The sequence below is a fragment of the Jatrophihabitans endophyticus genome, from assembly GCF_900129455.1.
Taxonomy (GTDB): Bacteria; Actinomycetota; Actinomycetes; order Mycobacteriales; family Jatrophihabitantaceae; genus Jatrophihabitans; species Jatrophihabitans endophyticus.
This window is the reverse complement of the sequence record NZ_FQVU01000002.1, coordinates 478,012-490,645: the sequence shown is the minus strand read 5'-3', so window position 1 is coordinate 490,645 and position 12,634 is coordinate 478,012. Positions and strand designations below refer to the sequence as shown.

Annotated in this window: 8 protein-coding genes; 6 read left to right on the top strand and 2 right to left on the bottom strand. The window is 74.3% G+C overall.

Annotated elements, in window-relative coordinates; genetic code table 11:
• Positions 1 to 9 precede the first annotated feature (9 nt).
• From BUE29_RS07710 to BUE29_RS07700, 3 genes are all read left to right on the top strand, one after another.
• Positions 10 to 918: a carbohydrate ABC transporter permease gene (locus BUE29_RS07710; protein ID WP_084180829.1), complete on the top strand. Its 909-nt coding sequence runs from the start codon at positions 10 to 12 to the stop codon at positions 916 to 918.
• Positions 919 to 986: 68 nt separating this feature from the next.
• On the top strand, positions 987 to 2,009 hold the full coding sequence (locus BUE29_RS07705; RefSeq protein WP_073389515.1) for a glycoside hydrolase family 130 protein: 1,023 nt from the start codon (positions 987 to 989) through the stop codon (positions 2,007 to 2,009).
• The gene (locus BUE29_RS07700) at positions 2,006 to 3,976 is read left to right on the top strand and encodes a hypothetical protein (RefSeq protein ID WP_073388247.1); all 1,971 of its coding nucleotides are present in this window, start codon (positions 2,006 to 2,008) and stop codon (positions 3,974 to 3,976) included. Before BUE29_RS07705 ends, BUE29_RS07700 begins: the two co-directional genes overlap by 4 nt.
• A gap of 33 nt (positions 3,977 to 4,009) precedes the next feature.
• Here the strand turns inward: BUE29_RS07700 and BUE29_RS07695 are convergent, their stop codons facing one another.
• Complete coding sequence (locus BUE29_RS07695) at positions 4,010 to 5,026, bottom strand: aldo/keto reductase family protein (RefSeq protein ID WP_073388245.1); 1,017 nt, start codon at positions 5,024 to 5,026, stop codon at positions 4,010 to 4,012.
• Between the two features lie 91 nt (positions 5,027 to 5,117).
• On the opposite strand from BUE29_RS07695, the gene BUE29_RS07690 reads away from it, so the two are divergent.
• The 3 genes from BUE29_RS07690 to BUE29_RS07680 all read left to right on the top strand — a co-directional run bounded on the left by BUE29_RS07690 (position 5,118) and on the right by BUE29_RS07680 (position 9,669).
• Complete coding sequence (locus BUE29_RS07690; RefSeq protein ID WP_073388243.1) at positions 5,118 to 5,957, top strand: LLM class F420-dependent oxidoreductase; 840 nt, start codon at positions 5,118 to 5,120, stop codon at positions 5,955 to 5,957.
• A gap of 186 nt (positions 5,958 to 6,143) precedes the next feature.
• On the top strand, positions 6,144 to 7,880 hold the full coding sequence (locus BUE29_RS07685) for a PAS domain-containing protein (protein ID WP_073388242.1): 1,737 nt from the start codon (positions 6,144 to 6,146) through the stop codon (positions 7,878 to 7,880).
• A 76-nt stretch (positions 7,881 to 7,956) separates the two neighbouring features.
• Positions 7,957 to 9,669, top strand: coding sequence for a SpoIIE family protein phosphatase (locus BUE29_RS07680; RefSeq protein ID WP_073388241.1), 1,713 nt, complete (start codon positions 7,957 to 7,959; stop codon positions 9,667 to 9,669).
• Between the two features lie 169 nt (positions 9,670 to 9,838).
• Here BUE29_RS07680 and BUE29_RS07675 read toward each other — a convergent pair whose 3' ends face one another.
• Positions 9,839 to 12,607, bottom strand: coding sequence for a beta strand repeat-containing protein (locus BUE29_RS07675; protein WP_073388240.1), 2,769 nt, complete (start codon positions 12,605 to 12,607; stop codon positions 9,839 to 9,841).
• Positions 12,608 to 12,634: the final 27 nt, after the last annotated feature.

Below are 12,634 nucleotides of genomic sequence, written 5' to 3'. Positions count from 1 at the left end.
GAGGAACCGATGACACTCACCGTCGAGGACGTCGCCGACAACGCCGACGCCGCACCGAACCGCCCCACGGCCGAGCACCACGAGCCCGCGCACCGTCCGCAGTGGTGGCGCTACCTGCTGCTCGGCGCCGGCGCGCTCGTGTTCGTCTTCCCCTTCTACTACATGCTCGTCGGGTCGTTCGCCGATCACACCGACGGCTCCCTCAAGGGACTGATCCCGGGGGCGCAGGGCTTCACGTTCGCCAACTACACCGACATCAACCGGGCCATCGCCCTGGGCCGGTCGCTGCTCAACTCGCTGATCTTCACCGCCGGGGTGCTCGTCTGCACGCTGGTGTTCGGCACGATGGCGGGCTACGCCCTCGCCCGGCTGCGCTTCCGCGGCCGGGGAGTGCTCTTCGCGCTGCTGCTGCTGGTGCAGGCGATCCCGTTCCAGCTGCTCATCATCCCCATGTACGTGCTCGTCGCCCGCGACTACGGGCTCTCGGACAGCTACCTCGGCATGATCGCCCCCTACGCCATCAACTCGGTCGCGGTCTTCGTGTTCCGTCAGTACTTCCTGCAGCTGCCCGAGGAGCTGTTCGAGGCCGCCCGCATCGATGGCGCGACCGAGTGGCGGATCCTGTGGAGCATCGCGATCCCGATGGTGCGTCCCGCCCTGCTCACCGGCGCGCTGCTGACCTTCATCGGGCCGTGGAACGAGTTCCTGTGGCCCTTCCTCGTCACCAAGAAGCAGACGATGCAGCCGCTCGCGGTGTCGCTGTCGAACTACATCACCGCCACGTCGGCCGCCGCGGACAACCCGTTCGGCACCATCCTCGCCGGCGCGTGCGTCCTCGCCGTGCCCGTGCTCGTCCTGTTCGTCGTGTTCCAACGCTGGTTCGTCAACACCGGCATCGGTTCCGGAGTGAAAGGCTGATCGTGACCGCCCACCGCACCACTGCCACCACCCTCGACGCCCTGCGGCTCACCCGCCTCGGGACCGTGATGACCCCGGCCCCGGACGAGCCGGCCGAGGTCGAGGGCGTCCTCAACCCGGCGAGCGGTCGCGACGCCGACGGCCGGTTGTGGTTGCTGCCGCGGCTCGTGGCCGCCGGCAACGTGTCCCGCGTCGGCCTCGCCGAGGTGCAGGTCGCCGACGGCAGGCCGACCGGCGTGCGCCGCGCGGGCGTCGTGCTCGCCCCGGACGCGGGGTGGGAACGCGCCCACGACCACGGCGGCGTCGAGGATCCCCGCACGACGTGGATCCCCGCGCTCGGCGTCCACGTGATGACCTACGTGGCCTACGGCCCGCTCGGTCCCAAGCCCGCCCTCGCGTCCTCGCGCGACCTGCGGACGTGGACGCGGCACGGCCCGCTGCACTTCGGCTACCAGGCCGACCTCGACACCGACCTCAACCTGTTCCCGAACAAGGACTGCGTCTTCTTCCCCGAGCCGGTCACCGGCCCGGACGGGCGTCCGTCGTTCGCGATGCTGCACCGGCCGATGTGGGACCTGTCGTGGATCCGGCCGGGAGAGGGGACCTACCTGCCGGCCGGTGTGGGCGACGACCGTCCCGGCATCTGGATCTCCTACGCCGCCGTCGAGGACGTCGGCACCGACCCGGGCGCGCTGACCCGGCTGTCGCACCACCTGCTCGTGGCGATGCCCGAGTACGACTACGAGGCGTTGAAGATCGGCGCCGGCCCACCGCCGCTGCTGGTGGACGACGGCTGGCTGGTCATCCACCACGGCGTCACCGGCGAGCTCGTCGAGGGCTGGGACCAGCAGCAGCGCGTCCGCTACTGCGCCGGCGCGATGCTGCTCGACCGCGACGACCCCACCCGGGTGCTGGCGCGGACGGCCGAGCCGCTGCTCGAGCCCGAGACCGGACAGGAGACGTCGGGCACGGTGCCCAACGTCGTCTTCCCCACCGCGATCGAGGAGATCGACGGCACGCACTACGTCTTCTACGGCATGGCCGACTCCGCGATCGGCGTCGCGCGCCTCGAGTTCGGGACCGCGTCGTGAGGGCGCTGCTCGCGGTCGCGACCTCGGTGCTGTCGCTCGCGGTGGCCGTGCCGGCGACCGCGGCCCCGTCGGCGTCGTCGGCCCCGTCGGCGTCGCAGCAGCCGCTGACCAACCTCGCCCACCTGGACTTCCTCACCCAGACCGTGACGCCGCCGGCGCAGGCCGGCCACAGCACCTACGCGCCGGCCCGGCCGCTGCGCGAGCTCTGGGTGTACGCCGAGCACCGTGACGACGGCAGCTACGAGCGCGTCGGCGGCGGGCCGCACCACGCCGAGACGGACACCTACGACCAGGGCGCGTACGACTCCGACGACATCGCCCGGGCGGCGGTCGTGTACCTGCGGCACTGGCGCCAGTTCGGCGACGCGCACAGCCGCGAGTACGCCTTCGACCTGCTGCGCGGACTGACCTACCTGCAGACCGCCACGGGCCCGAACGCCGGCAACGTCGTGCTGTGGATGCAGCCCGACGGCACGCTCAACGCGAGTGCCCTGCCCCGCGAGGAGCCCGACCCGTCGGACTCGGCGAACTCCTACTGGCTCGCCCGCACGATCTGGGCCCTCGGCGAGGGCTATCGGGCCTTCGTGCACCAGGACCCGGCTTTCGCGCGCTTCCTGCGGGCGCGGCTCGGGCTCGCGCTCGACGCCCTCGAGCGGGATTCGCTGTCGCGCTACGGGACCTATCACCGGGTCGACGGCGTCCGCACGCCTGCGTGGTTGATCGCCGACGGCGCCGACGCCTCCGGCGAGGCCGTGCTCGGCCTGGCCGCCTACGTGCGGGCCGGCGGACGTGACGGCGTGCGCGCGCTGCGGCGGCTGAGCGACGGCATCGCTCAGCTCGGCACCGCACCCTCGCAGCGCTGGCCGTACGGCGCGATCCTGCCCTCGGCGCTGTCGCGGTCGAGCTGGCACGCCTGGGGTGGTCTCGCCCCCGCCGGCCTCGCCCGCGCGTCGGCCGCGCTCGACCGACGGGCCCTGGCCCGCGTCGCGGTGGCCGACGCCGCGGCGTTCTCGCCCGCGCTGCTGACCCGCTACGGCGCGGTCAACGGGCTGCTCCCGGCACCGGTCGACCGCAGCACCATCGCCTACGGCGTCGACTCCCGCGTGCAGTCGTCGCTGGCCGCCGCGACGGTGTCCGGCTCGCGCGGCCTGCGGCAGCTCGCCGGCGTCTGGGCCGGCTGGTACTTCGGGCAGAACGCCGCCGCCTCGCCGACGTACGACCCGGGCACCGGCGTGACGTACGACGGCATCGCCGCCGACGGCACCGTGAACCGCAACTCCGGCGCCGAGTCCACGATCCACGGCCTGCTGTCGATGCTCGCGCTCGACGCCGCACCGGACGTCGCCCGGCTGGCCCGGGCCTCGGGAGCGGCGGCCACGCGCGACGGCACCACCGTGGTCGAGGCGGAGGATGCTGCCGTCACCGGCGCCGCGGCCCCGACCGACGCACCGGCGGGCACGGCCGAGTCGTCCTGGAGCGGCCAGCTGCTCGCGGTCTCCGGCGCCGCGACGGCGCGGTGGACGTTGCCGGCGGGGAGTGGACCCCGCTTCGTGGAGGCGGTCGTGGACCGCACCCCGGGCCCGGGCGCGCGGGCGACCGTGACCGCCGGCGGGACGCGGGTGGGCCGCTTCGCGACCGGCGGCGGGTCGCCGCAGGGCGACTCGCCCGCCCCCGGTCGGCTGGTCCCGCTGCCGGTCGGCACCGTCGGTGCCGGCGCGGCCACGCTCACGGCCCGGTTCACCGGTGGCGCCGGCCGCGTGGACGCGCTCCTGGTGACCCCGGTGGTCAGCGAGCTCCGCACCGGGACGGTCCGCGTGGAGCGGTGCAACGCGGTGCGGCCGTGCCACGTGGCCACGGGGACGGGCCGGGTGAGCGTGTACGACGCGTCCGGTCGGACGGTGCGGACGACAGCCGGCACGACCGTCCGCATCCCCGCGCGGGGCTTCGCCGTCGTCGTCGGCCGGTGACGACGACGACGGACCCGCCGCGGGACCGTCGGCTCAGACGAAGCGCTGCTTCGGCGTCGAGCGCGCCACGACATCCGGGTCGGACGTCACGACGTCGCCGAGCACCTCGTCGATGCGGGACAGCGCCTCGGCCGGCAGCGTCACGCCGGCGGCCTTGACGTTCTCGCCGACCTGCTCCGGGCGCGACGCGCCGACGAGCGCGGTCGCGACGTTGTCGTTCTGCAGCACCCAGGCGACGGCGAGCGCTGCCATCGACAGGCCGAGGTCGGCCGCGATGGGCTTGAGCTCCTGCACCCGGGTCAGGACGTCGTCGTTCATCCAGCGCTTGATCATGTCGGCGCCGCCGGACTGGTCGGTCGCGCGGGAGCCCTCGGGCGGCTGTGCGCCCGGCTCGTACTTGCCGGTCAGCACGCCCTGCGCGATCGGCGACCACACCACCTGCCCGATGCCCAGCTCGCGAGAGGTCGGGACGACCTCGTCCTCGATGACGCGCCAGAGCATCGAGTACTGCGGCTGGTTGGACACCAGCGGGACGCCGAGGTCGCGGGCGAGGATCGCCGCGGCGCGGATCTGCGCCGCCGACCACTCGCTGACGCCGATGTAAAGCGCCTTGCCGGCGCGCACGACGTCGGCGAACGCCTGCATCGTCTCCTCGAGCGGGGTGAACCGGTCGTAGCGGTGCGCCTGGTACAGGTCGACGTAGTCCATCTGCAGCCGCCGCAGCGACGCGTCGATCCCCTCGCGGATGTGCTTGCGCGACAGGCCGGTGTCGTTCTTGCCCTTCGGGTCCGGCCCGACCGGGAAGAACACCTTGGTGAAGATCTCCAGCGACTCGCGCCGCTCGCCCTTCAGGGCCTCGCCGAGAACCGTCTCGGCCTTGCCGTTCGCGTAGGCGTCGGCGGTGTCGAACGTGGTGATGCCGCTGTCGAGCGCGGCGCGGACGCACTGCGTCGCGACGTCGTTCTCGATCTGGGAGCCGTGGGTGAGCCAGTTGCCGTAGGTGATCTCGGAGATCTGCAGACCGGAGTTGCCGAGGTGACGGAAGTCCATGTCGTCATCGTGCCCCGGTCCCGGGAAGCCGAAGCACGAGCCGGTGGTTCACCCCTACACACGCACGCAACCCATCGGACGGAGCCCGGCGATGACCTCCCCGCACCTCGGACCACTCGGAACCTGGGGCCACGAGTCGCTGTTCGACCCACAGCTCGCCCGCGACCTGGAGAGCTACGGCTACAGCGCGATCTGGCTGGGCGGCTCGCCGGCGGCCGACCTGGCCGCGGTCGAGCCGCTGCTCGCGGCCACCGAGAACCTCGTCGTCGCCACCGGCATTGTCAACATCTGGTCGGCGGACGCGAGGGCGGTGGCGGCGTCGCACCGGCGTATCACCGCGGCGTTCCCCGGGCGGTTCCTGCTCGGGATCGGCGTCGGCCATCCGGAGGCGACGTCGGACTACCGACGGCCGTACGGCTCACTGGTCGACTACCTCGACGTGCTCGACGACGAGGGCGTGCCCGCGGAGGAGCGCGTGCTGGCCGCGCTCGGGCCCAAGGTGCTGCGCCTCGCGCGTGATCGCAGTGCCGGCGCGCACCCCTATCTCGTGCCACCGGAGCACACCCGGCAGGCACGCGAGATCCTCGGCGCGGACCGGGTGCTCGCACCCGAGCAGAAGGTCGTGCTCGACACCGACGCGACGGCGGCCCGCGAGCTGGGCCGGGGCGCGGTCGACGACCCGTACCTGCACCTGTCCAACTACGTGAGCAACCTGAAGCGGCTCGGTTGGGCCGACGCCGACATCGCCGATCGCGGCAGCGACGCGCTGATCGACGCGCTCGTCGGCCACGGTGACGCGGCCGCGGTGGCGCAGCGGCTGCAGGGGCACCGCGCGGCGGGGGCGGACCAGGTGCTCGTGCAACTGCTCACGCCCGAGGGTGCCGACCGGCGTGCCGGTTACGCCGCGATCGCCGACGCGTTCGGCCGCTGAACCGGCGGCGGGGCCCGGCACCGCATGACATCGACCGTCGGCGTCGAATCCTGCGTGGACCAAAGGCTCGTCGCCGAAACGATCTCACCGGCGCGATCCGGGCCTTTCGCCCTGGTTGGCGTCCGGTAAACCTGCGAGCCTGGACGGATTGTCCTGCTGTCATCGGCCCGTGAGGAAACGACCACCATGCGTCCGCGCACCCTGGCATCGGAGCCCGTCGCGGGCCCGCTCGCCTCGGCTGCGTCGCTCGCGACGGTGGTCGACCACCTGCCGGCCATCGTGGCGCTGTTCGACATGGACCTGCGCAACCGATTCACCAACTGGGCGCACGTCCCGTGGTTCGGCCTGCAGCCCCGTGATCTCGTCGGCTGCTCGCCGGCCGACATCGTCGGCGCCGCGACCTTCGCCGAGTCCCGCCCCTACTACGACGCCGTGCGCGAGGGCGAGCCGCAGACCTTCGAACGGATCATGACGCTGCCCACCGGGCTGCGCCGGCACGCGATCGTGCACTACGAGCCGTACCGCATCGACGGGGAGATCCGTGGCGTCGTCACCATGGCCACCGACGTCACCGGCCGGGCGCGGGCGGAGTTCGCCCGGCAGGAGCTCGCTGCGCGGGCCACCGCGATCGGCGAGCGCGAGCGCGACGCGATGGCCAAGCAGCGCAACGCCACGGAGCGGCTCAACCAGATGGCGAGCGAGCTGGCCCGGGTGGCGCGGCGTCACCCCGAGCACGCGGACGCCGTCGAGGACGCCGCGCGCACCATGGCGACGGCTGCGCAGCGGTTGCGCACGCTCGCCCAGCACCGGCCGGGGCCGGGCCGGCCGCCAGGCCCCGAGCGGGTCGTGCGCGAGCAGGTGGAGGCCGGCGCCGCCGCCCTCGGGTTCCTGCCGACGCTGCTGGTGATGGGGCGGCTCGACGCGCTCGACGAGGCGCTCGCCGATCTCGTCGGCGAGGTACTCGAGACCACCCTGGACAACATCGGCCGCCACGCCGACGCGACCCGCGTCGACGTCACCGTCGGGGTCGAGCACGGCGACGTCGTGGTGGTCGTGGCCGACGACGGCGGCGGTGTCGTGCGCCCGCAGGCGGGCAGCAGCCTCGACCGGCTGCGCACGATCGCCACCGGTCGCGGCGGCCGCTGCTCCTGGGTGATCAACTCCGACGACGGCACCACCGTCGAGTGGCGGGTGCCGCTGCACCCGGACCTTCCCCAGGCCGGCCCCGCGAACGCCGCCGTGGTCACCCCGGTGGACGACACCCAGCGACCCCCCGAGGGGTACCGCGCCGCGGCATCGCCGTCCCTGGACGAACGCGAGATGCGCGCGCTGCTGGAGCACCTGCCGATCGGCCTCGCGGTGTGGGACCGCGACCTGCGCAACCAGTACGCGAACCGCATCGCCGCGCGGTGGTTCGGGCTGCCCGAGCCGGAGCAGATGCTGGGGCAGCTCTACGGCGACATCGCCACGCCCGAGGCGCAGGCCCGTGCCCTCCCGCTCGCCCGCAGCGCGCTCGCCGGGTCGCACGTGGTCATGGAACGCCCGTTCGACACCGCGCCGGGTCAGCCCCGTCACATCCGCTCCGAGTTCGTGCCGCGGGTCGTCGGCGGGTCGGTCGTCGGCATCTACGTGCAGGTCACCGACATCGGCGAGCGGGTGCGTGCCGAGTCCGCCGTCCGCGAGGAGACCGCACGGGCCCTCGCCCTGCGTGAGCGTCACGCCGCCGAGGAGGAGGTGCACCACCTGGCGATCCAGGAGGTGTTCGCCGCCGCGTTGCGGGTCGACGCGCTGCGCCCCATGCATCCCGGCGCCGCCCGCGAGCTCGACGAGGCACTCGCCCCGCTCGACAGTGCCGTGGCCGACCTGCGCGAGTCGGTCGTCACGAGCGAGGCCGTCGCGTCGGGTGAGGCCCTGGGCCGCTGAGCAACTCGACAGCCCGGGTCGGGACGATCTCCGTTACCGTCGCTCGACGCATCGGCACCAATCGGGAGACACGCACGTGGCATGTCACGGCGAGGCGGACGACCTCGTGACCGGCTCGGTCGATCTCGGCGACGTCGTCGCCGACAGCAGCATCGGACTGCTCGGCCTCGACGCCGCCGGGACGATCTCGGTGCTCAACCGGCACCTCGCCGAGCTGGTCGCTCGCCCGGCCGCGGAACTCGTCGGTCGATCGCCGCACGACGTGTTCCACGGTGCCGACCACGGGCCGAGCGGGTGTCCGTTCCGGCAGGCGAGGGAGCTCGCCGCCCCGATCGAGGTCGAGGGTGACAGCTTCGCGACCGCCGGGGGCGAGCTGGTGCCCGTCACCTGGATCGCGGCACCACTGCGTGGCGGCGCCGGGACGTCGATCGTGGTCCGGGACGACTCGGCGCAGCGGGTTCGGGGCGTCGTCGACGCCGCCGTCCGCGAGCAGGGGCGCGCCGACCTCGCCGAGGCGCGGCAGTCGGTGTCGGACCTCGAGTGGCTCGCCGAGCTGACGCAGAGCATGTCCTCGTCCCTGGACGAGGCCGAGGTGCTGCTGCGGCTCGCCCGGATCCTCGCCGGCCGGCTGGCCGAGGTCGTGATCGTCGACCTGCACACCGGCGGCGGCGCGATGCGACGGGTCGGCGGGGCGGTGGCGCCGGGCGTGGAGCTCGACCTCGACGCGATCCTCGGCCAGGACCACATCGGCCGCGTCGTGCCGGCCGCCTCGGCGTCGTCGGGCACGATGCTGCAGGGCGCCGTCGTGCGCCTCGACGGTGCCGAGCTCGACGACCCCGCCGTGCTGGGCGACAGCTCCCGTGCCCTCATGTGCGCCCTCGGCGCGTCATCGGTGCTCGTCGTCCCGCTGGTGACCCGGGAGCGGGCGGTCGGTGCCTTCGCGCTCGTCCGCCGGACAGGGGTCACGCCGTTCGACGGCGCCGACGCCACGCTGGTCGAGGACATCGCCCGCCGGGCCGCGCTCGCCGTCGACAACGCCCGGCTCTACCGCGAGCAGCGCGATGTCGCGCTGCAGCTGCAGCACGCGCTGCTGCCGTCGGCGTCGGCGGATCTCGTGGTGGACACCGCGGTGCGCTATCTGCCCTCCCGGGCGAGGTACCGAGTCGGTGGGGACTGGTACGACCGCTTCGCGTGCCCCAGCACACCCGGTCGCACGGTGTTGGTCGTCGGCGACGTCGCCGGTCACGACCTGCCGGCTGCCGCGACGATGGCGGCGGTCCGCAACCTGCTCCGCGGGATCGCGGTGGCCACGGACAAGTCGTGCGCGGGCGTGATCGAGGCCCTGGACGGCAATCTCGCCGCACTCTCGGTCGTCGGCACAGCGAGCGTCGTCCTCATGACCGTCGACGCCGAGCCCGAGGGTGACTGGACGCTCACGTGGACCAACGCCGGCCACCCGCCGCCGCTGCTGCTGCTGCCCGACGGCGGCGTCGAGCTCCTCGACGAGGTGCACGGCCCGATCCTCGGCACCCGCTCGTCCCCCCGGCGCGGCGAGTCGACGCGCCGCGTGCCGGGCGGCAGCGCGGTCGTCCTCTACACCGACGGTCTGATCGAGACCCGCGGCGAGAGCATCGATGTCGGCCTCACCCGGTTGCGGCAGAGCGCGACGGCCGTCTCGGGCCTGCGCGACCGTCCCGAGGAGCTGCTGGACGAGCTGCTGCGACGCAATCATCCGACGGACGAAGACGACACCGCCGTGCTGGTCTGTTCCCTGCCCGTCTCTCGTTAGCGTGGGCGGCAGCCGGGGCACCTCCTCGGCGAGGGCACGACGGGCCCGGCCACGGACGGCCGAAAGACCGCGGCCCTCCTGCTGCTCCCTGACCGATCCTGCGGGGGACGGATCAGTGTCGGCATGGGGGACCTGTTGTGGCGGGAGCCGCGCGACAGGCCCCCACCTCTCAGGACGCGCGGGTGCGCGTCACCGTCCGGGCGACGGACACCGACGCCACGAAGGCGGGCGACGGCTGCGCGACCAGCCGGATGCGCACCGAGTAGCCCGGCCGGAAGCCCGTCACCGTCACCGCGCCGCCGCCGCGGGTACGCGCGACGGTGCGGAACGTGTGCCAGCCGCCGCGGGCTCCGGTCCGCCGGTACTGCAGGCGGACCGGCTGACCGGTCACGCCGTCGGCGCCACGCGCGCGGGTGAGGCGGCCGGTGACGGCGAGCGCGGCGCCGGGGCGGACCCGGCGCGGGGCGGCGGTGATCGCCAGGGCCGTCGCGACGGGCGTCGTGGCGGTCACCGGCCGGGTCGCCGACGACGTGGTCCCGCGGCCGAGGGAGTTCGTCGCGGTGACGGTGAACGAGTACGACGTCGACGGCGTGAGACCGGTGAGCACACAGGACGTGGCGGCGGTGCGGCACCCGCCACCCGGCGAGCCGACCACCCGGTAGGACGTGACGGTCGACCCGCCGCCGTCCGCCGGGGCCGTCCACCGCACGGTGGCGGTGGTGCCGGCGACGGTCGCGCTCGCGCGACCCGGGACGCCCGGCACCGTCGCGGCAGGAGTCACCGAGGTGCTGGCGGCCGACTTCGGCCCGGTGCCGGCGGCGTTCACCGCGGCCACCCGGAAGGTGTAGCTGCGTGCCTTCGCCAGGCCGGCGACGTCCGCCGTCGTCGTGTCGCCGACGCGGACGGCGGGCTGCGCGGTCGAGCCCACGTACGGGGTGACGACGTAGCCGCCGACGGCGGCGCCGCCGTCGGCCGCCGGCCGCGTCCAGGTGACCGTGGCCGTGGTGCCGACCAGGGTCGCGGTGCCGATCGCCGGGGCGGACGGCGCGACCGCGGGCACGGTGACGGCGTTGCTGGCGGCCGAGTCCGCGCCGGTGCCGACGGCGTTCACCGCGGCGACGGTGAAGGTGTAGCTGCGTCCCCGGGCCAGTCCCGGGATCGTCGCGGTGGTGACGCCCCGTGCCGTCACCGGCGTGAGGGCGACGCCGGCGAGCCACGGCGTGACGACGTAGCGTCCGATCGCGGCGCCCCCGGTGCTCGACGGCGCGCTCCAGGTGACGGTCACGCTCGGTGCCGACGTCGACGTCAGGGTGGCGCGCGCGACCCGCGGCGCGCCCGGGACGGTCGGCGCCGGTCCCTCGGCCCCGAGCACGGTCAGCGTCGGCACGCTCGACACCGCCGCGGCGAGGGTCGCGGCGGTGTAGCGGGTGGCATGGCCGGCGACGTCGGTGACGGTGAGGCCGGTGATCCGCCAGTCGCCGCCCGGCGTGCGGGCGTCGAGCGTGAACCGGGCGGCGAACGTCCCGGTGGCCGGATCGCCGTCGACGAGGTCGTCGGTCGAGAAGGAGGCGTCGACGGTGGCGTCGCCGCTGGGGCTGGCGAGCGTCACCGTGCCGTCGGCAAGGCCGGCGGGCACCGCGTCCGGGTCGGTGAGGGCGACCAGCAGTGTGCCGTCGGCGGCGTCGGTGCGGGCGTCGAGCGAGGGCTGCGCGAACGCGAGGCCGGTGACGATCGGCGCCGCGGTGTCCGCCGCGGCGCTGCTGACCGTGAACGAGGCGTGCGCGCCCAGATCCGCGGTCGCCACGGTGGTCGTGTTGCCGGCGAGGTCGGTCAGGACCACGCTCGCGACCGTCCAGGTGCCGGTGGTGAGCTCGGCGTAGACCGGAACGGTGAGCGTGCCGCTGCGCGACGTGCCCGACCGCGCCTGCGCGCCGTCGTAGGAGACGGGCGCGGTCTGGGCGTCGTCCAGGGTGCCGTTGGGACGGCGCAGCGTGACGGTGGCGGCGGCGAGCCCGGAGCCCTGGTCGGTGAAGCCGACTCGTGCGTACACGTATCCCGAGCGCTGGTAGGCGGTCGAGACCGTGGCCGGCCCGACGGTGAACGACGTCAGTGCCGGGGCGACGGTGTCGTCGTCGGTGCGGACGGTCACCGCCAGGGCGGGCACGGCGGTGTCGTCGTAGTCGCGGGCGTTGAACTGACCGTCGACGAGGCTGACCCCGCTGAGCTGCCAGCGACCGGGCGCGCTGCGCGCCGGGAAGGTGACCGCGACGTCCCACGTGCCGTCGGTGCCGGTGCCCGCTGCCGGCGGCCCGGACAGGTAGCCGTCCGCGGTCGCGTCGCCGTCGGGCGAGGTGAAGGTGACCGAGCCGCCGGTGACCCCGGACAGGTCGTCGCTCGCTCGCAGGTGCACGGTGGCGTCGACGGGGCCCGCCGTGGTGTCGAGCGTCGCGACGTCGGGATCGAGACTCGCGCCGAGCAGCACCGGCGCCGCGGTGTCGACGGTCCGGGTCACGGTGACGCCGGTGCCGAGCGCCCCGACCGTGAGCTGGTTGCCGGCGTCGTCGGTGGCGCTCAGCCCGGTCGCGGGCCAGGAGCCGGCGGCGTCGAAGGTCGAGAAGGACGCGACACCGGTCCAGGTACCCGCGCGGGCGGTCCCGGCGCTGCGTTCGAGCGTGACGTCGGACGTCGTGCCGTCCGGCGCGGTGAGGGTGACGGTCGCGTCGACCACGCCGGACAGGTCGTCGGTGAGGCGGGCGGTGACCGTCGCCTGCGCGTCGCCGGCGGTGACGTCGACGGTGGCGGGGGCGATGCCGACGGCCCCGACCAGCGCGGGGGCGGTGGTGTCGGTCGCAGCGGCCGCGGCGACCGGCGACGCGGTGGTGACCACGAGCGCGGCGACCGCCGCGAGGACGGTGCCGGCGATGGCTGGACGGATCATGCTGGGCTGCTCCCGGGTCGGCGCGAT